The 21,474-nt window shown below is 69.5% G+C and carries 8 protein-coding genes; all 8 read right to left on the bottom strand.

Going from position 1 to position 21,474, the window contains the following annotated elements:
* Positions 1-19 precede the first annotated feature (19 nt).
* The 8 genes from ACFQ7F_RS07055 to ACFQ7F_RS07020 all read right to left on the bottom strand — a co-directional run bounded on the left by ACFQ7F_RS07055 (position 20) and on the right by ACFQ7F_RS07020 (position 21,303).
* Positions 20-862: an ABC transporter permease gene (locus ACFQ7F_RS07055; RefSeq protein ID WP_383267294.1), complete on the bottom strand. Its 843-nt coding sequence runs from the start codon at positions 860-862 to the stop codon at positions 20-22.
* A complete protein-coding gene (locus ACFQ7F_RS07050) occupies positions 859-1,806 on the bottom strand; it encodes an ABC transporter ATP-binding protein (RefSeq protein WP_383267292.1) in 948 nt (315 codons plus the stop codon). Before ACFQ7F_RS07050 ends, ACFQ7F_RS07055 begins: the two co-directional genes overlap by 4 nt.
* Positions 1,807-1,997: 191 nt before the next feature.
* Complete coding sequence (locus tag ACFQ7F_RS07045; RefSeq protein WP_383267290.1) at positions 1,998-2,849, bottom strand: DUF4097 domain-containing protein; 852 nt, start codon at positions 2,847-2,849, stop codon at positions 1,998-2,000.
* Positions 2,850-2,883: 34 nt separating this feature from the next.
* Complete coding sequence (locus ACFQ7F_RS07040) at positions 2,884-3,399, bottom strand: toxin-antitoxin system HicB family antitoxin (protein WP_383267287.1); 516 nt, start codon at positions 3,397-3,399, stop codon at positions 2,884-2,886.
* Between the two features lie 170 nt (positions 3,400-3,569).
* Entirely contained in the window at positions 3,570-4,766 is a 1,197-nt protein-coding gene (locus ACFQ7F_RS07035; protein WP_383267284.1) for a cytochrome P450, read from the bottom strand.
* Between the two features lie 24 nt (positions 4,767-4,790).
* The gene (locus ACFQ7F_RS07030; RefSeq protein ID WP_383267281.1) at positions 4,791-5,006 is read right to left on the bottom strand and encodes an MbtH family protein; all 216 of its coding nucleotides are present in this window, start codon (positions 5,004-5,006) and stop codon (positions 4,791-4,793) included.
* Entirely contained in the window at positions 5,003-6,307 is a 1,305-nt protein-coding gene (locus ACFQ7F_RS07025) for a lysine N(6)-hydroxylase/L-ornithine N(5)-oxygenase family protein (protein WP_383267278.1), read from the bottom strand. The genes ACFQ7F_RS07030 and ACFQ7F_RS07025 overlap by 4 nt, the downstream gene beginning before the upstream one ends.
* Positions 6,308-6,363: 56 nt before the next feature.
* On the bottom strand, positions 6,364-21,303 hold the full coding sequence (locus ACFQ7F_RS07020; protein WP_383267275.1) for an amino acid adenylation domain-containing protein: 14,940 nt from the start codon (positions 21,301-21,303) through the stop codon (positions 6,364-6,366).
* Positions 21,304-21,474 lie beyond the last annotated feature (171 nt).

Below are 21,474 nucleotides of genomic sequence, written 5' to 3'. Positions count from 1 at the left end.
GCGACGGGACACGGATGTGTCAGCCGACTCGCTGCAGGGCCTTCTCGCGGCGCTCGGCCATGGTCGAGCCGGACTCCCGCCGGGCCATTCGGCGCAGCACGATGGGCGCGAGGACCAGACCGAGGACGGCCCAGGCTCCCAGCACACCCACGGTCTCCAGATGGCGCCAGGAATCGCCGATCTCGACGGTGACCGCGCTGTCGGGCAGCAGGGCCGATCGCATGCCGAGCCCGAGCCAGTAGATGGGGAAGACCTGGGCGATCCACTGCACCCAGTCGGGCAGGGAGGTGACCGGGTAGAAGATCCCGGAGGTTCCGATCAACGCGAGGATCGGGAGCGTGAGGAGTCCCTGGCTGCGTGCGTTGCTGAACACCGATCCCAGCACCGCGCCGATCGGCAGGGTGGCCACCAGGCCGAGCACCAGCACCCAGCCCAGTGTGAGCCAGGAACTCAGGCTGCTGATCGTGAGGCCGGGAATGATGAACAGGCCGGGTACGAGGAAGATCGCGAGGTCGACGATGACGCCGCCCGCCACCGAGATGATCTTTCCGATCAAGTAGGCCGGCATGCCGTTCGGCGTCGCCTTGGCCCGCAGCAGCGTCCCGTCCTCGCGCTCGGCGGTGAGCAGTTGACTCATGGACACCATGGCCATCGCGGCGTTCATACCGAGGATGCCCGGCAGCACCAGGGTGCCGAGTTCGAATCCGCTGTCGCCGAAGGACACGTCCCGCAGGAAGAACGTCACGATCAGCATCAGCACGGGCCAGAAGAAGTGATTGAACAGGTCACCACCGTTGGTGAACGACTGTCGCAGTTCGATCAGGCCACGGGACCAGCCCGCTCGCAGTGCTGTCTCGTTCATCGGGTCACTTCCCCCAGCTCGCTCACGGCGTCTGCTTCTGCATCTGCTTCTGCTTCGGGTTCATCGGACGGCTGCCGTACCAGCGAGAGATAGGTGTCCTCCAGCGTGGCCTTCCGGACTTCGAGATCCGTGATGTCCTCGCCGTACTGCCGGAACAACTCGAAGGCGAACTTGGTGGATTCGCTGGTCGAGCGGACGAAGTCGCGGCCGTCACGGGACCAGCGCACCGTGTCCTCGCCGACGATCCGCTCGGCGAGCTCCTGAGCCGTGCCGTCGGCGACGATCTGCCCGCCGTTGAGGATCATGATGCGGTCCGCGAGCTTCTGGGCCTCGTGCAGATCGTGGGTGGTGAGCACGATCGTGGTGTCCTGCTCGTCGGCGAGACGGTCGACGAGGTCGTGGAACTCGCGCCGGGCCACCGGGTCGAGGCCGGCCGTGGGCTCGTCGAGGAAGAGCAGTTCGGGACGGCCCACGATGCCGACCGCGACATCCAGCCTGCGGCGCTGACCGCCGGAGAGCATACGGACCTTCTTGTCCGCCTGCGCGGTCAGGCCGACCGCGGCGATGAGTTCGTCCGGGTCCCACGGCCGCTCGATCTGCTCGGTGGAGTATCGGGCGTAGTACATGCCGAGGTGCGCAAGGAGCTCGCGCACCCGCCACCTGCCGTGGTCCCGCCACGATTGGAGCACCACACCGACCCGTGCCCGCCAGTTCTCGTCGCCGTGCGCCGGATCGGTGCCAAGGACCTCGACCCGGCCGGCCGATCGCATACGGAAGCCTTCGAGGATCTCGAGCGTGGTGGTCTTACCCGCCCCGTTCGGTCCGAGCAGGCACACCACTTCACCGTGGCGTACCTGGAAGTTCACGTCCTTGAGGACCTCGGTCGTGCCGTAGCGCATGCGGAGGCCATCGACATCCAGCACGACCGTCTCGCGCGTTGTCATAATTGATCCCTCATCTTCACACGTGTCTCTCCGGGTGTGGGCCTGGTTCGGGTGGCGGCCCGGGACCCCGCGGGGGATGGAGGTACCCGGGCCGCCTGGGCCACCGGCGGGCTCCTTGTCCTACGCCCGCCGGGGCCTGTCTCGTCTCGGCAGCGGCCGGTGATCCGGGCGCCGCCGTGTTCGCGGAACGGTCAGGAACGTCGGATGACGACGTCGCCGCTGTAGGTGCGGACGCGCAGTTCCACGATCTCGTCGGACCTCGCGGGGCTGTCGACGACTTTCAGGGAGTTGCGGACCGTGCCCGACAGCGTGCTCACGTCCAGCTTCGCCGCGGTCCCTTCCTTGATACCGATCTCGATCTCGGCGGAGGAAGCCGTCACCACGACCGAACCGCGGATGATCTCGGCGATCCGGACGCTGCCATGGGCCGTCTTGGCCTCGACACTCGCGTGCGCCCTTGCGACATGGAAGTCGCCGTTCATCCCGGTCAGACGCAGGTTCCCGGTGACGTCGCCGATTCTGGCCTCGCCCTGGTCGTTGCCGATCAAGGCTGCTCCGTCGATCTCGTCGACGCGTACGCCCCCGGAGCCATTGACGATCTTGGCGTTGCCGACCACCCGGAGCACGTTGATCTCGCCACGTGATGTGGTGAGGCGGAGCGGGCCGGTCTCCTCCAGGCGGATGTCGCTCTGCGCGGACTCGAACCGGCACTCGCCAAGACGGCCTTCGCCGCGCAGTGTCACCGAGGACGAACTACCGCGCACATGGGAGCCCTCGGGCAGCTCGATCGCCACGTCGACTGAACCGTCACGACGCGAGGAGCCGGGCCAGCGGAGCATCTGTGTCGGCGCCTTGATCTGCAACTTGCCCTGCGCGTAGTCGATCCGCGCCTGTTCCGCGGCCTTCACGTCGGCGGCATTGGAGCTGTCGGTCGGACGGACCTCGACCACCGTGTCGTCCCGTCGGCTCGCCGTGACGGAGATACTGCCCGCGGAGAACTCGATGGTGGCGGAGATCGGTTCGGGGGTGTCGAAAGTGGGCATGTCAGCCTTCCCTGATGAGCCGCTTGCGTGTGCGCTACCGCACCCAGCCGACGTTGTACTGGTCCCCCGGTGGCACCCGCCACTCGGAGCGGCCCGCGCCATTGAGGTTCGCGGTGATGGCTCGTACGAGCCATGCGTTGACCGAAAGCCCTTCCCGCCCCGCGGCCTCCTCGATCCGAGCCTTGAGGTGCTCGGGCAGACGGAAGTTGATGCGAGCCGGGGTGCCTTCCTCCTCGGCCGCCGGGATCACCGTGCCGTTCGCGGCAGCCGGGCCTCCGGCCGGGAAATCCTCGGCACCGAAGTCGGGCGGCGGCGCCGTCACCACGAAATTCGGTTCGAGGCCACGCAGGCGGAGGTCGACCGCCCCGGGCGCGAGATCACGGGAGATCTCGTCCGTGGCGGTCGACAGAGCGTTCAGCAGAGCGAGCCTGGCCGACGCGTCCAGCGAGGGCACGAGGCGCTCGGCCAACAGGAGATTCCCCTCGCCGGTGGCCTCCGCCGCGAGGAGGAACTCGCGGCGGAGACTGTCGACGTACGGCGTCAAGTTCATAACGCCATAGTGGCACAACAATGGCGCCATATGCAAATGGTGGCCGCCACCGGCAGTCGACGGCAGGCGGCCCGCACCCTTACGACACCATCAGTAGTCAGTGGCTACAGGCTGCGCCATGATGGCGTCACTGTGGACCACGACCGACCGCCCCGAGGTGCGGACCGTGACTACGACGAGGTGCGCAGCGGGAGCGTGCTGACGCCGGTGGTGTCGAAGCCCGGCATGAACGTCGGCGGCTTGTCCGGGTCCGTGAGCAGTTTCGGGAAGCGGTCGAACAGGATGTTGAGCGCGACCCTGCCCTCCATCCTGGCCAACGGCCCGCCGAGGCAGAAGTGGATCCCCCGGCCGAATCCGAGGTGCGGGTTGGGCCCACGCGTCATGTCGAACACGTCAGGATCGGCGAACTGCCGGGCATCGCGGTTCGCCGCCCCGTACCAGACCATGACCATCTGATCGGCCTCGAGCCGCTGCCCGGCTATCTCCACCTCCTTGGTGGTGGCCCGGTACGTGGCCGCCACCGGGCTCATGAACCGCATCGACTCCTCGAGCAGACCCGGCACAAGGAGACGGTTGTCGCGGACCCTCGCCGCCTGGTCCGGATAGCTGTCCAGGCACAGCACCGTGTTGCCGATCAGCATCGTGGTCGTCAGATACCCCGCGATCAGCAGCATCTTCGCGAAGTTGACGATGTGGTTGTCGGTCAGCCGCTGCCCGTTCAGATCCGCCTGGATGAGCGTGCCCAGCAGATCCTCCGCCGGCCGCCGCCGGCACGCGGCCGTGTGCTCGCGCAGATACTCGAGCATCTTGCGCATCGGCGCCATGCCGGCCTCGAAGATGCGCTCCTGCTCCTCGGCGTCGTCCTCCATCGACACATCGCCGAGGCTGTGGACCATCTCCGTCATCCACCCCTCGAACAGATGGCGGTCGCTGCTCGGAATGCTCAGCAGTTCGGCCACCACGGTCACGGGGAGCGGATACGCCAGACCGGCCATCAGGTCGAACTCGTCCCGGTCGGCCAGCGCGTCGAGCAGCTCGTGGGTGAGCGCGCTGATCCGCGGTTCGAGGTCGGCCACGATCTTCGGGGTGAAGGCGCGGCTCACCAGCTTGCGCAGCTCACGGTGGTCCGGCGGATCCGTCTGCAGCAGATCGCCTTCCGTGAACGATTCGTCCGCGCCCATGGGAAGCAGGCGCGCCATGTGGGACGAGAACGTCCCCGGGTCACCGAGGACCTCGAGCGCCTCGGGATAGCCGTAGACGTTCCACGCGTTCATCTTCTCGTCGAACTCAACCGGCTGCTCCGGTCGGCGCCCGTACAGCCAGAAGTGCTCGGGGTGAATACCCCATCGCTCGGCCGGAGTTGTCATGCCATTCCCTTTCAATGCGCTCTGTCAGTCCCCGGCCATGGCCTCGCGAAGGCTCCTCGGCCGCATGTCGACCCAGCTCGCCTCCACATAGTCGAGGCATTCCGCCCGGCTGCTCTCGCCGAAGACGGCCCGCCAGCCGTCCGGGACCGGGGAGAAGGCCGGCCACAGGGAGTGCTGGCCCTCCTCGTTCACCAGCACGTGGAACCGGCCGTTGTCGTCGTCGAACGGGTTGGTGCTCATGCGTTGATTCCCTTCTCCTGGGCCCTGGATCGCCGGGCCGTGATCGAGTGGGCGATCTCTCCGCTGCGGGTGGCTATGTTCGACAGGAGCGACGACGCCAGACCGTGCGTGTGCTCCGTCCCGCCCTGCAGATAGATCCCGCAGTCGAGTTCCGGGGTCGTGACCAACCGGTAGTCACGGCCGATGCTGTGCCGGCCCTCCGCGTCGCGTACGCAGTAGGCGTCGAGCTTGCCGAGGATCTCGGCGGGGTCCATCGGGTCGTAGCCGGTGGCGCAGACCAGGACGTCGACGTCCAGGTCGTACGACTCCTCGCTCTCCAGCGAGTGCACCGTGATGCGGGTGTCGTTGCCGACGCGCTTGACGTCGACCACGCGGGCCAGGTTGAGGAACTCCAGCCGGTCGCCCTTGCTGAACTCCTCCTCGTAGGCCCGCTCGTACAGGCCCCGGATCACCTCGTCGTCCACCACCGAGTAGTTCGTGTTCTTGTGGTACTGCCACACGGCGTCCTTGGACCGCTGCGAGCCGTGGTAGTAGCTGTCCACGGCATCGGGGTCGAACACCTGGTTGGCGAAGGGGGTGTCGTCGGCGATGGAGTACCCGTAGGACGGGATGATCGCGGACACTTTGGCGTCCGGCAGGTGGTCGTAGAGGTACCTGACGATCTCGGCCGCGCTCTGGCCGCCTCCGACGACCGCCACCCGTTTCAGGCCGGAGCCGTTGCGCTCGCGGAAGTTGTGCAGGAACTGCGAGCTGTGCCAGACGAATTCGTCGGGTTCCAGGCCGACCGGCATCCTGGGGACCAGTCCTGTGGAGACGACGACGTTCCGCGTGTCGACCTCGCGCGAACCACCGACCGCGTCGCGCACCGTGACCCGTACGCGGTCGATGACTCCCTGTGCGGCTGTCGGCGCCGGGCCGATCGCGGTCACCTCCGAGTTGTAGTCGACCGGCTGCGTCAGCTTCGACTCGGCCCATTCGAGGTAGTCGTGGAACTCCCGCCGGGTGGGGAAGAAGTCCTGGTTGTTGACGAACCTCGTGAGCCGTCCCACGTCGTGCAGGTAGCAGATGAAGCTGAACCGCGACGCCGGATTGCGGAACGTGGCCAGGTCCTTCAGGAACGAGACCTGCATCTTCGCCGACGGCAGCAGCATTCCGCGGTGCCAGCCGAGAGACGGCTGGCGCTCGAAGAAGGCGGTCGTGACAGGGTCCGGGCTCTCCTCCAGCGCGACGGCGAGTGACAGGTTGGACGGTCCGAACCCGATGCCCACGACGTCATAGATCTCTGGTTCACGCGATTCCATGCTGTGTCCCCTCAGTGAAAAGCTGAACTGAACTGGCCCGCCTGTGCAGTCATCCCTCAGTTCCCGGCGAGTTCCTGGCTGATGATGTTGCAGATCTCGGCTGCCGGTCCCGGCAGATACAGGTCCTCGTGGGCACTGTGGATGTCGTGCCGGCGCAGGGTGCCGAGGATGTACGGACGCCACAGGTCCGCGTACGAACCTTCCGGTTTCGGCACCGCGTTGAAGAGCAGGGCGTCGCCGCGGTAGGCGGGCACGGCGAACTCGGGCATGAGAGCGGTGTAGTTGACGCCGATCGCCACCGCGTTGTCCACGAACGACTCGTAGTCGTCCGCGCCCACCAGACTGGTCAGATGCTCCGCGAAGTAGTCACGGAACTCGGTCTCGGTGGGCAGCGGCCGGCCGGCCAGATAGCTGCTGGGAACGCTGTCAAGGAGGGCGAGCAGGGCCACTTCGTGCCCACGTCGCTGGAGTTCGGCGGCCATCGCGTGCGCGAGCGTGCCACCGCTCGAGAGCCCCATGAGGAAGTACGGGCCCTCGGGCTGGACGGCCAGCACCTCCGCCACATAGTCCGCGATCATCGCCTCGACCGACTCGGGCAGCGCTTTCGACCCGTCGAAGCCCTTCGCCTGGATTCCGAGTACCGGCCGGTCCTCGGGGAGCAGGTTGGCGAAGCCCAGATACGGCCAGCTCAATCCGCCACCGGGGTGGATCCACCACAGCGGCTCCTTGTCCCCCTCGCTCTTGAGAGTCAGCACCGGAGCGAACGCGTCCGCGCCATCGGCCGGGCCATTGCCCGATTCCAGGTAGGCGGCCAGTTCGGCGACGGTGGGCGACCGGAAGACGACGCGAAGCGGCAGCTCGGCCCCGAGCACCGCGCGAATGCGGGTGATGAGCCGGTTGACAAGGAGGGAATGGCCGCCGAGGGCGAAGAAGCTGTCGGCGACGCCCACCTCGTCGAGGCCAAGTACCTCGGCGAACAGACCGCACAGAATGGCTTCCCGCGTGGTCCGCGGCGCCTCACCGGTCGACGCGCCGGCGTAGTCCGGAGCCGGCAGCGCACGCCGGTCCAGCTTCTTGCTCGCGGTCAACGGCACCTCATCGATGATCATGATCGTGGACGGCACCATGTGCTTCGGCAGCCCTTCGTGCAGCGCGCTGCGCAGCTCGGCCGGGTCGGCACCCTCCGGGCCCGCCACCACGTACCCGGCAAGACGCCGGTCGCCCGGCCGGTCGTCGACCACGACGACGGCCTCCTCGACCGCGGGGAGCGCGCGCAGCGCCGATTCGATCTCGCCGAGCTCGATCCGGAAGCCACGGATCTTCACCTGCTCGTCCGTCCGTCCCCGGAAGACCAGGTCCCCTTCCGGCGTCCAGGCGACCACATCGCCCGTCCGGTACATCCGTTCACCGGGCCCTCCGAACGGGCAGGCCACGAACCGACCGGCCGTCAGATCCGGCCGTGCGACGTAGCCACGCGCCACGCCCGAACCCGCGATGTACAGCTCTCCGGCAACACCGGGCGGTACCGGCCGCAGGGCGTCATCGAGTACGTACACCCGGGTGTTCGCGACGGGCCGGCCGATCGGGCGGGCGCCGCCGTCCCCCACGAGCGGCGTGCTCATGGTGGCGCAGACGGTGATCTCCGTCGGCCCGTAGACGTTCACCATGCGCCGGCCGGAGGACCAGGTGGCGACCAGCTCCGGAGGAGCCACCTCACCGCCGATCACGAGGCAGGACACGGTGGAGAACGATCCGACGGGCATCGCCGCGAGCATGGTGGGCGTGAGCTGCACATGCGTCACCCGGTGCGTTTCCACCGTCTCGGCCAGGGGCGTTCCGGGCACCAGCCGCTCGGTGTCGGCCAGCACCACGCTCGCTCCCGAGAGCAGCGCGGTGAACACTTCGCACAGCGACACGTCGAAGCTCGGCGAGACGAGCTGGAGCATGCGGCTGTCCGCGGTCATCTGGAGCCGGTCGACGTGCGATTCCACGAGGGACGCCATTCCGCGGTGCGTGACGGCGACTCCCTTGGGCCGGCCCGTCGAGCCGGAGGTGTAGATGACGTAGGCGGTGTTGTCGACCAGCGCGGCGCTGTCGACCGCGCTGCCGTCGGCCCCCGGCAGCGGCTCGTCCACCCGCAGTCGGGGCACGGGCAGCTCGGACAGAGCCGCCTCGGTCGTCGCGTCCACGAGGGACAGGCACGCCCCGGAGTCCGACATCATGAGCGCGATCCGCTCCGCGGGAACGGCGGAGTCGACGGGCAGGTACACACCACCGGCCTTCAGCACGGCAAGGAGTGCGACGACCAGGTACGGCGATCGCCGTACCGACACCGCCACCACCGACTCCGGTCCCACCGCGCGCCGGATCAGTTCATGGGCCAGCTCGTTCGACCGGGTGTCGATCTCCGCGTAGGTCAGCGCCGTGTCCTCGAAGTGCACCGCGACCGCGTCCGGTGTCGCGGTGACCTGGCGCGCGAACTGTTCGGGGACGGTTCCCCCGGGTACGGGCACCGCGGTGTCGTTGGCCTCGGTCAGAATCCGGTCCCGTTCGGCGGGCAACAGCAGGTCGACCAGGCCGAGCGGGACAGCCGGGTCCGCCGCGATCTGCCGCAGGACCCGCGCGAAGCGTTCGGCGATGCCCTCGGCGGTGCCCTGGTCGAACAGGGACTCCTGGTACTGCATGGCCACCCGAAGATGCGGATCGGCCGTGGCCGCGATGCCGAGCGGGTAGTGGGTGCCGTTCTCCGCGCTGACCCGCGTGACGGAGATGCCGGCGGCCGTGTTCGCCTCCGTGATGGCCGTGCGGTCGACCGGGAAGGACTCGAAGACGACGACGCTGTCGAACAGAACGGGCAGCCCGGTCGCGCGCTGGATGTCGGCCAACCCGTGGTGGTGATGGTCCAGGAGCGCGGCCTGCCGGCTCTGCAGCGTGTTGAGCATCTGGCCGAGCGTGTCCCCGGGGGACAGCGGGACGCGTACCGGCAGGGTGTTGATGAACAGACCGACCATCGAGTCCGCGTCCGGCAGAGCCGGCGGCCTTCCCGACACGGTCGTGCCGAACACCACGTCCCGCCGCCCGGTCAGACCGGCGAGCACCATCGCCCAGGCACCCTGCAGAAGCGTGTTCAGCGTGACGCCCAACTCGGCGGCCCGCCGCGACAGTTCCTGGGAGACCTCCGAGGACAGCGGGATCTCCAGGTGCCCGACGCCGCTCTGCTCGGCGTCGGCCGGGGCCTTGAGGGCGATGAGGGTCGGTTCGTCGACTCCTTCGAGCTCGGCGGCCCACACCCGCTCGGACTCGGCACGGTCCTGCTGCGACAGCCAGGTCAGGAAGTCCCGGTACCCGCGCACCCTCGGCAGTACGGAGGCATCGCCCCCGGAGCCGTAGAGGTGCAGCAGATCCTGTGTCAGCAGCGGCAGCGACCACCCGTCGAACAGCACATGGTGGGCGGTGAAGACCAGTTCGGCCTCCGCCGGGCCGGTGAGTACCAGCGTCATACGCAGCAGCGGGGGCTCGGCGGGATCGAAGTGGACGGCCTGGTCCTCGGCCAGGAACCGCTCGAACGCCGCGTCTCGCCGGTCCTCGTCCAGACCCCGCAGATCGATCTCCCGCCACGGCAGCTCGACACCGTCCTGCAGGAGCTGAACGCGGTCGCCGACCAGATCGCTGACGAACGCGGTGCGCAAGTTGGCGTACCGGTCCAGCAGGGCCTGTCCTGCCGTGCGCAGCCGGGCCGGGTCCACCTCGCCGGTCAGATGGTGCACGAGCTGTACGTGGTAGGCGTCGTAGCCGGATTCGGCGAGCTGGGACTGGAACAGCAGACCCGACTGCAGATCCGTGAGCGGCCAGACGTCCACAAGACCCGGGTACTGCTTCTCCCAGGCCTCGATCTCGCTCTGGCGCACCGGCACCAGCGGCACGTCGGACGGGGTGAGCCCGCCCGCGCCGGGCGTCACGGCATACCGGGCGATGCCTTCGAGGCCATCGCTCCACAGGTCCGCCAGTTCCTGGACCTCGTCGCGGGTGAGCAGACCGGCGGGGAAGTCGAACCGGGCTTCCAGCTCGGGGCCCTGCGGCCGGTCGGTGACGTACGCGTTGATGTCCACGGTCGCCATGGCAGGCATGCCCGGATCGGTCGCCGTGGCGAGACCGGCCGCGTCGGCCGCCTCCGTCCAGCCGAGGCCCTGGAGGTGTTCGGGCATGTCGGACGAGGAGAAACGCCCCAAGTAGTTGAAGGCGATCTGACCGGTCGAACGAGAGGCGAGAACCGCACCCGTCTCATCGTTGAGATACCTCAGCAGACCATAGCCAAGACCCTTGTCCGGGATCGCGAGCAACTGCTCCTTGACCGACTTGACCACCGCACCCGCGGCAGACCCACCCGCGAACGCCTCATCCAGATCCACCTCCCCGACATCGAGCCGCACCGGAAAAGCACTGGTGAACCAACCCACCGTACGAGACAGATCAGCCCCCGCAACCACACCCTCCTCCCGGCCATGCCCCTCCAACCGGAACAACACCGACGACTCATCCACACCCCGCACCCGCCGCCACCGCGCCACCGCCAACGCAAGCCCCGCCAACAGACCGTCATTGACCCCACCACGAAACGCCGCAGGCACCTCACCCAACAACACCCGCGTCACCGACGCCGGCAGCCGCAGGGACACGCTTTCGACCGTGGAGCGGACGTCGAGCCAGGGATCAAGGGGACGTGTCCCGAGCAGCGGGTCCGGGCCCTCCAGAATGTCCTGCCACAGCGGCAGTTCGCCGGATACGCGGTCGGCGCCCGCCGCCTCGTCACGCAGGGCGTGTGCCCAGCGCCTGACCGATGTCACCGGCGCGGTCAGCCCGGGCGCCTCACCCTCACGTATCCGACCCCAGGCCTCCGCCAGATCCGGCAGCAGAATGCGCCAGGACACCCCGTCCACCACCAAGTGATGCAACACGATCAACAACCGCCCCGCACCGGCGAACCACACGAACTGCGCCATCACCCCCGCCATCGGATCCAACCGGCCCGCCGCCGCATCCAACTCCCCCTGCACATCCCCACCGGACCCCACACGGCGGATCAGCCGCGCGGCATCGACCGACCCCGGGGCGGCGACCCGCAGCCCGTCGTCCGCAAGGCGGGAGCGCAGCACGTCATGACGGTCGAGAACGGCGCCGAGCGTCGCCGCGAGTCCGGCCTCGTCGATGCCCTCGGGCAGCTCCACGACGGTCGACATCGCGAACCGGTCGATGTCCCCGCCCAGTTCGAGCAGGTACTGGGCGATGGGCAGCAGCGGCATCCAGCCCTCGCCCGCTCCTTCCAGCTCCGCCAGAACCGTGCCCATGCCGTTCTGGGCGCTCGCCGCCGCGGCCAGTTCGGCGACCGTGCGCAGTTCGAAGACCTGCCGGGGGCTGATCTCGACGCCCTGGGCCCGCGCCCGCGCCACCACCTGGATGGAGCGGATGCTGTCGCCGCCCACCAGGAAGTAGTCGTCGTCGACCCCGACCCGGTCGAGACCGAGCACCTCCGCGTAGACCCCGGCAAGGACGGACTCCGCCACGGTTCGCGGCGCCCGGTAGTCGCCGCCGGTGAACACCGGTTCGGGCAGGGCCCCGAGGTCCGTCAGCCCGTCCGGCGTCAGGGGCAGCCGGGCCAGTACGACGAAGACCGAGGGGACCATCGCGTCCGGTACACGGCCCGTCAGGAACTCCCGCAGCTGCACCGCGGAGACGCCGGACGTGAAGTCCATGCTCTCGCCGGTGTCCCCGGCACCGTCCGGGACGACATAGGCGACAAGGCGTCGGCCGGTGCCTCCGCCGTCGTGCGTGACGGCGACCGCTTCGGCCACCGCGGGATGCCCGGTCAGGGCGGCCTCGACCTCGGTCAGGTCGATGCGGGTGCCCTGGACGGTCGCCTGCCGCCCGGCACCCGCCCGCACCGGTTCGGCCGCACCGACCGGCGCGTCGGGCTCCGAGACGAGCTGTCGCAGGGTTCGTACGAAGCGGGAGGTGATCTCTTCGGCAGTGGCCCTGTCGAAGAGGTCGGTGGCGTACTCGAGGCCGCCGAGCACACCGGTCCCGGGGACATCGGCCATCGTGAGGAAGAGGTCGAACTTGGCGGTCTCCGTGGCGACCGTGTTCAGCGCCACCCGCAGGCCACTCAGCTCGAAGTCCTCGCGCACGATGTTCTGCCAGCCGAACATGACCTGGAACAACGGGTGGTACGCGGTGGAGCGGTCCGGGTTGAGCAGCTCCACCAGCCGTTCGAAGGGGACGTCCTGATGGTCGTACGCCGTCAGCGCCTTGTGCCGGACCTGGTCGAGGACCTCGGTGAACGAGGGGTTGTCCGACGTCCGGACGCGCAGCACCCAGGTGTTGACGAAGAACCCGACCAGATCCGCGAGGGAGTCCTCGGTGCGGTTCGCGATGGGGGAACCGATGGTGATGTCGTCCCCGCCGCCGAGCTGCCGCAGCAGGACCGCGAACGCCGACTGCAGCACCATGGAGACGGTCGCCCCACGGGCCGTGGCCAACTCCTCCACCGCCGCTGCCAGTTCGGGGTCCAGTGCGAAGTCCACCATGTCACCGCCGTGGCTGGACCGGGCCGGCCTCGGGCGGTCGGTCGGCAACTGCAGCGGCTGCGGCACATCGGCGAGCTCGTCCCGCCAGTAAGCGGACTGGACGGCCGCCACGCTCGAAGGATCGGTCTCGTCGCCGAGCAGTTCGCGCTGCCACAGCGTGTAGTCCGCGTACTGCACCGGCAGCCCTGGCCATCGAGGTGCCTCGTTCTCGCTGCGCGCCGCGTAGGCGGTGCCCAGATCGCGCATCAGCGGCGGGATCGACTCGCCGTCACCGGCGATGTGATGGAGCACAAGGACCAGGACGTGATCGTGCGCACCGCAGCGCAGCACGCTCGCCCGTACGGGGAGTTCGGCGGAGATGTCGAACACGTGGGCCACCGCTTCGGCCACCGCACCGTCCACACCGGCCGGGTCGCTGTCGACGACGGGCATCGAGAGCGGCATCTCGTCGGCCGGGACGACCCGCTGGAACGGCACGCCGTTCTCGTCCTCGTCGATGAGCGTGCGCAGCGTCTCGTGGCGGGCCACCACGTCGCGCAGGGCGCTCCGGAGAGTCGGCACATCGAGCTCGCCGGTCAGCCGGAGTACGAGGGGCAGGTTGTACGTGGCCGACGGCCCTTCGAAGCGGTCGACGAACCACAGACGGCGCTGCGCGTACGACAGCGGTACCCGCGGCGGCAGCTGTGCGCGGCGCCGCAGCTCGGGCCGGGCCGACGTCCCGCCCGACAACTGCTCGACGATCCTCGCGACGGTGGGCGAGTCGAAGACGGCCCGTACCGCAACCTCCGCCCCGACGGTCGCACGGATGCGGCTGACGAGCCGGGTGGCCAGCAGCGAGTGCCCGCCCAGCGCGAAGAAGTCGTCGTCGATGCCGACACGCTCCACTCCAAGGACCTCGGCGAACAAGGTGCACAGGAGCTCCTCGCGAGGATTCCGCGGCCCCCTGCTCTCCTCCGCTCCGCCGAACTCGGGGGCGGGCAGTGCCGATCGGTTCAGCTTGCCGCTGGACGTCATCGGCAGTGAGTCCAGGAGCACGAAGGCCGAGGGAACCATGTGGCCGGGCAGCCCCGCTTCGGCGTGCGCGCGGAGCGTGGCCGTGAGCCCGTCGGTGTCGTCGGTCGCGGGGACCGCGTAGGCCGCGAGGAGCCGGCCGCCCGCTGCCGATTCACGCACGACCACCACGACCTGCTCGACATCCGGGTGGCCGCCCAGCACGCCCTCGATCTCACCGAGTTCGATGCGGAAGCCGCGGATCTTCACCTGGTCGTCGGAGCGGCCCAGGTATTCGATGCTGCCGTCGGTGCGCCGGCGCGCCACGTCACCGGAGCGGTACATCCGGCTGCCGGGTTCGCCGTACGGGTTGGCGACGAAGCGTTCGGCCGTCAGACCGGCCTGCCCGTGGTAGCCGCGGGCCAGGTGGGGTCCCGCGATGTGGAGGTCGCCCGCGCACCCGACGGGCACCGGGCGCAGCGCGTCGTCCAGCAGATACACCTGAGTGTTGGGAAGCGGACTGCCGATGGGCGGCAGGGCCGAACCGCTGAGCGGCGCGCTCAGCGTCGCCACGATGGTGCTCTCGGTCGGCCCGTACGCGTTGATCATGCGGCGGCCCTCGGACCAGCGTGCCACCAGGTCCCCGCTGGTGGCCTCGGCGCCCACCACGAGGGTGCGCAGATCGTCGAGACCCTCGGGGTCGAGGGTGGCCACCAGGGAAGGCACCAGGAGGGTATGGCTGATGCGCCGTTCCCTCAGGAAGCTCTGGAGCGCTTCGCCGACGACGGGGCCGTGCGGCGGCATGACGAGCGTCGCGCCGTTGGGCAGCGCCATCAGCACCTCCATGACGGCGCCGTCGAAGCTGGAGGAGGCGAACTGCAGGACGCGGCTGTCGGGAGTGACGCACAGCCGGTCGGCCATCGCGGCGGCCAGGTTGGCGACGCCGGCATGGGTCACGAGAACGCCCTTGGGGCGGCCGGTCGAGCCCGAGGTGTAGATGACATAGGCGAGGTCGTCGGTGCCAGGACCGTCGGGTACGGGGGTGGCCGGCTGCTGCGCGATCCGGTCACGGTCCTCGGTGAGGTCGACGACGACGGCGTCGGTGGGGCCAAGCCCGGTGCGCGACTGCCGCTCGCTCACCACGAGGCGGGCGCCCGAGTCGCCCAGCATGTACGCGAGCCGGTCGGCGGGGTACCCCGGGTCGAGCGGAACGTAGGCCGCGCCCGCCTTCATGATGCCGAGCAACCCGACGACGAGGTCCGCTCCGCGTTCGACGCACAGGCCGACCACGGACTCCCGGCCCGCGCCCAGCGCCCGCAGATGGTGAGCGAGTCGGTTGGCGCGCTCCTCCAGCTCGCGGTAGCCGAGCCGGACCTGTTCGTCCTCCACGGCGAGGGCGTCGGGGCGTTCGGCGGCCTGCGCCTGGACGAGTTCGGGGAAAGTGGCGGGCGGGACGTGGCGCGTGGTGGCGTTCCACTCGACGAGGACCTGGTGCAGTTCCGCCGAGTCGAGCACGTCGAGCTGCCCGGCCACGAGCTCGGGGTCCGACGCCAGTTGTCGCAGCACGCGCTCGAAGCGGCCGGCGATGGCGGACACCGTTTCGTGGTCGAACACATGGTGGTGGTACTGCAGCGCCAGCCGCAGATGGGGGTCGGCGTCGGCCGTCACCACCAGCGGGTAGTGGCTTCCGGTGAACGGGGTGATGCCGGTGATCGCGACGCCGGCCTCGCCGTGCGCCGCGCTGATCCCGGCCCGGTCGACCGGGTAGGACTCGAAGACGACGACGGTGTCGAAGAGCGTGGGCAGCCCGGCGGCCTGCTGGATGTCGGCCAGTCCGTAGTGGTGGTGGTCGAGCAGTGCGGCCTGCCGGTCCTGCAGTCCGCTCAGCAGGCCGGCGAGAGAGTCCCCGGGCGGGCAACTGACGCGTACCGGAAGGGTGTTGATGAACAGCCCCACCATCGTGTCCACGTCGGTGACCTCGGGCGGGCGGCCCGAGACCGTCGTGCCGAACACCACGTCACGCCGGCCGGTGAGACGGCTGAGGAGCAGACCCCAGCTGCCCTGCACCAGCGTGTTGAGGGTGATGCCCAGTTCCGCGGCGCGCCTGGTCAGGGTCCGCGCCAGTTCGGCGGGGACCGGGACGGCGACCTGCCCCACTTCGGTGTGGAGTTCCGAACCGGCGCCGGGGGCGAGGAGGGTGGGTTCGTCGATGCCGTCGAGTTCGTCCGCCCAGGCGTCGGCGGCCGCCGTACGGTCCTGCCGTGACAGCCAGGTCAGGAAGTCCCGGTACCCGCGCACCCTCGGCAGTACGGAGGCATCGCCCCCGGAGCCGTACAGCCGCAGCAGGTCCTGCATCAGCAGCGGCACGGACCAGCCGTCGATCAGCACATGGTGGGCCGTGAGGACGAGTTCCGACCGTTCCGGTCCGGTCGTCACCAGCGTCATACGCAGCAGCGGGGGCTCGGCGGGGTCGAAGTGGCGTGCTTGGTCCTCCGCCAGGAACCTGCTCATCGCCTGTGCACGCTCGTCCTCGTCCGCACCGCTCATGTCGAGGTGCTGCCACGGCAGCTCCACTCCGTCGAGCACCAGCTGGACCTGGTCACCGGCGGCGTTCGCCGTGAACGCGGTGCGCAGGTTGGCGTAGCGGTCGAGCAGCGCCTGCCCGGCGGCCCGCATCCGGTCCGGGTCCACCCGTCCGGACAGGTGGTGGACCATCTGCATGTGGTAGGCGTCGAACGTGGTGTCGGCCAGCAGCGCGTGGAACAGCAGACCCGATTGCAGGGCGGTCAGCGGCCAGGCGTCCACAAGACCCGGGTACCGCTTCTCCCAGGCCTCGATGTCGCTCTGGCGCACCGACACCAGCGGCACGTCGGACGGGGTGAGCCCGCCCGCGCCCGGCGTCACGGCATACCGGGCCAGGCCTTCGAGGGCGGTGCACCACAGATCGGCAAGTTCTTGTACGTCCTCGCTGGACAGCACACCGGTGGGGAAGGCGAACCGGGCACTGAGCTGCGGCCCCTGCCCGTCGTCGGTCACCAGCGCGTTCACGTCGAGCAGGGACAGCGCCGGCATGTCGGCGTCCATCTCCGGGATCAGCTCGCCCGTGCCCGGGGAGCGGGTCCAGCCGAGGCCCTGGAGGTGTTCGGGCATGTCGGACGAGGAGAAACGCCCCAAGTAGTTGAAGGCGATCTGACCGGTCGAACGAGAGGCGAGAACCGCACCCGTCTCATCGTTGAGATACCTCAGCAGACCATAGCCAAGACCCTTGTCCGGGATCGCGAGCAACTGCTCCTTGACCGACTTGACCACCGCACCCGCGGCAGACCCACCCGCGAACGCCTCATCCAGATCCACCTCCGCGACATCGAGCCGCACCGGAAAAGCACTGGTGAACCAACCCACCGTACGAGACAGATCAGCCCCCGCAACCACACCCTCCTCCCGGCCATGCCCCTCAAGCCGGAACAACACCGACGACTCATCCACACCCCGCACCCGCCGCCACCGCGCCACCGCCAACGCAAGCCCCGCCAACAGACCGTCATTGACCCCACCACGAAACGCCGCAGGCACCTCACCCAACAACACCCGCGTCACCGCCGCCGGCAGCCGTACCCACAGGCTCTCCAGCGTGGACTGGACATCGACGGCGGGGTCCAGGGCACGCGCCCCGAGCAGCGGGTCGGGGCCCTCGACGACCGAGCGCCACAGGGCGAGCTCCGCCACTCGCTCCGCACCGACGGCATCGTCCGCCAGGGCGTGTGCCCAGCGCCTGACCGATGTCACCGGCGCGGTCAGCCCGGGCGCCTCACCCTCACGTATCCGACCCCAGGCCTCCGCCAGATCCGGCAGCAGAATGCGCCAGGACACCCCGTCCACCACCAAGTGATGCAACACGATCAACAACCGCCCCGCACCGGCGAACCACACGAACTGCGCCATCACCCCCGCCATCGGATCCAACCGGCCCGCCGCCGCATCCAACTCCCCCTGCACATCCCCATCGGACCCCACACGGCGCATGAGTGCCCGTATGTCCGTGGACCCCGGGGGGTCCACCTCCATGGCGCCGTCCACAAGGCGGGAGCGCAGCACGTCGTGACGGTCGAGAACGGCGGCCAGCGTGCTCACGACCCCGTCCTCGTCGATGCCGTCCGGCAGATCCACCACGGCGGACATCGCGAACCGGCCGATGCCGCCCCCCAGTTCGGTCAGGTAGCGGGCGATCGGCGTCAGCGGCATGCGTCCGACGCCACCGCCCTCGAGCTCCTGCAGCGTGGTGGCCTCACCGGTGCGCTCGCCGACCACGGAGGCCAGCTCGGCCACGGTTCGGCACTGGAAGATCTCGCGCGGGGTGACCTCCACACCCTGCGCCCGGGCCCGCGACACCACCTGGATGGAGCGGATGCTGTCCCCGCCGACGGCGAAGAAGTCGTCGTCGACCCCGACCCGGTCGAGACCAAGCACCTCCGCATAGACCGCGGCGAGAACCTCCTCCCGCGCGGAGCTCGGCGCCCGGTAGGTCTCGCCCGTGAACTCCGGCACCGGCAGCGCGGCCCGGTCCAGCTTGCCGTTCGGGGCGAGCGGAAGCTGGTCCAGCATCACGAAGGCGGACGGGACCATGAACTCCGGCAGCCGCTCGGAGACGAAGGCCCGCAGCTCCGCCACCGACACTCCGGCGGTCAGGTCGACCTCGAGTTGCCCGAGGCTCTCGACGGTGCCGCCGCTCGCGCCCGTGGAGACCACGTAGCCCACCAGTTGTCTGCCGCCGGGGCGGTCGTAGGTGGTCACCACCGCCTGTGCCACGCCGGAGTGGGCGGTCAGCGCGGCCTCGACCTCGCCCGCCTCGATCCGGAAGCCCCTGACCTTCATCTGTGCGTCGTCACGGCCGGCGAACTCCAGCTGCCCCTCGGCGTTCCAGCGCGCGAGGTCCCCGGTGCGGTACATGCGCTCCCCGGGCGGCCCGAAGGGGTCGGCCACGAAGCGCTCCGACGTCAGTCCGGCCCGGCCGTGATAGCCCCGGCCCACCGCGCCCGCGACGTACAGCTCTCCCACGACGCCCGGCGGTACCGGGGTCAGTCCCGGCCCCAGCACATAGGTCCGCATGTTGCCCAGCGGCACCCCGATCGGCGCACTGCCGGAACTGTCAGGTCCGGACTCCTGGGGGGCGACGTAGGTGGTGGCGTAGAAGCTCTCGCTCTGCCCGTAAGCATTGATGACCCGTACGCCCGGGAAGGCGTCCCGCACCCGTCGGACGAGGGACGCGGGCAGTGCCTCACCGGCGAACACCACGCTGTCGACCGTGGTCTTGCCCGCGATGTGGTCGATGAGCTCGCTGAAGACCGAGGGGACCGTGCTGATCACACTGCCCGCCCAGCCGCCCTCCTCACCCAAGGTCAGCACGTCGCGGACGACCTCTACGGTGCCACCGCTGGCCAGGGTGGTGACGATCTCGAACACCGACACGTCGAAGTTGACGGACGTCCCGGCGAGCATCCGCGATCCGGGCACCAGGCCCACGGACGACGCAAGGCGGGTCACACCGTTGACCACGCCGTGGTGGGTGATCGCGACGCCCTTGGGCGTCCCCGTGGAACCCGAGGTGTACATCACGTACGCCACGTTGTCCGGCCGGGGCGGCACGGCGGGGCGCTCTGCCGGGCCGCTCGTCAGATCGATCTCGTCGAGGTGGACGCGGGGAGTGCCGGAGTCCGGCAGCACGCCCGCGGTGCTCGTTTCGGTCAGGATCAGCTGCGGCCGCGCCTCGGAGAGGATGAGGCCGAGTCGTGCGCTGGGGTAGCGGGGGTCGATGGGCAGATACGCGGCACCGCACTTGAGGATGCCGAGCAGCCCGGCCACCAGGTCCGCGGAGCGGGGCAGCGCCAGGCCGACAAGCGTCTCCGGACCGGCGCCGCGCAGGGCGAGTTCGTGGGCGATCCTGTCGGCACGCGCGTCGAGCTGCGCGTACGTCAGTTCCTGCGAACCGGACACGACCGCTATCGCGTCCGGCGACAGAGCGGCCCGGCGCGCGAAGAGTTCGGGAACGGTCACGTCGGGCGTGTGGGCCGCCGTGTCGTTGCGTCCCGCGAGCAGCTCGTACTCGGCCGGTGCCAGGACGTCCACCGCGCCGAGCCGCGCGTCCGGCTCGGCCACGAGCTGCCTCAGCACCCGTACGAAACGCTCGCCCGTCTGCGCCACGGTCGCCCGGTCGAAGAGATCGGTCGCGTACTCCAGGGTGCAGCGCAGGCCCTGCTCGACGACCGCGAAGTTGAACTCCAGGTCGAACTTGGCCGTCTGCGTGGGAACGGCCTCGAGCCGCGCGGTCAGGCCCGGCAGATCGAGATCGAGGTGGGCGCTGCCCTGCCAGCTGAACATCACCTGGAAGAAGGGGTGGTAGGCCGTGGAGCGCTCGGGGTTCAGGGCCTCGACGAGCCGCTCGAAAGGCACCGCCTGGTTGTCGTAGGCGTTCAGGGCCTTGTCCTGTACCTGCTCGAGCACGTGGCCGAGGGACGGGTTGCCCGACAGGTCGGTCCGCAGCACCCAGGTGTTGACGAAGAAGCCGACCAGGTCCGTCAGCGCCTCGTCGGTGCGCCCGGCGATGGTGGACCCGATCGTGATGTCCTCGCCCGCGCCCAGGTGGTGCAGCAGTACGGCCAGAGCCGACTGCATCGCCATCGACAGCGTCAGGCCGCGCGCACGGGCCAGTTCCCCGACCGCCGCGGTGAGTTCGGAGTCGATCGTGAACTCGACCGCCTCACCACGGTGGCTGGCCTCCGACGGCCGCGGGTGGTCCGTCGGCAGCCGCAGCTGCTGCGGCGCCCCGGCAAGCTCGTCGCGCCAGTAGCCGAGCTGGGTGGACAGCACGCTTCCCGGGTCGTCGCCCTCCCCGAGCACCTCCCGCTGCCACAACGTGTAGTCGCCGTACTGCACGGGCAGTTCGGGCCACTGCGGCTCCTCGGACCGCAGCCGGGCCGCGTAGGCGGTGGCCAGGTCGCGGCCGAGCGGCGCCATCGACTCGCCGTCGGCGGCGGCATGGTGCACGACAAGCACCAGTGCGTGCTCCTCGGGGCCGCTGCGCAGCACCTGTGCCCGCACCGGGATCTCGGTGGAGAGGTCGAACCGGTGAGAGGCCGCCCGGGCCACCAGGGCATCGATGCCGGCGGATCCCACCTCGACGACCGGCACGGCCGACAGCAGGCCCTCGGCCGGCTGGACCAGTTGCACGGGCATACCGAAGGCGTCCTCGACGAACAGCGTGCGCAGGCTCTCGTGCCGGGCGACGACGTCGCGCAGCGCGGCGGAGAGCGCGCTCACGTCCAGCGCCCCGCTCAGACGCAGCACGAACGGGATGTTGTACGTCGCTGAAGGCCCCTCGAACCGGTCGATGAACCACAACCGCCGCTGCGCAAAGGACAGAGGGATCATTTCGCGTCTACTCCTCGATCGGTCATCCTGCGCGGACATGGACGGCGGCCGGATCATGCTCGGGCCTCAGCGCCAATCGCGCATGACAGTTCGGCGGTCGTGGGTTCTGGAAGCTCGGCTCTGGAAGCTCGAAGGAATGCGGTCCGGATTCCCGTTTCACATCGCACTGCG

The organism is Streptomyces sp. NPDC056486 (assembly GCF_042795295.1).
Classification (GTDB): Bacteria; Actinomycetota; Actinomycetes; order Streptomycetales; family Streptomycetaceae; genus Streptomyces.
The sequence above is the reverse complement of the archived record's forward strand: the minus strand, read 5'-3'. Positions and strand labels throughout refer to the sequence as shown.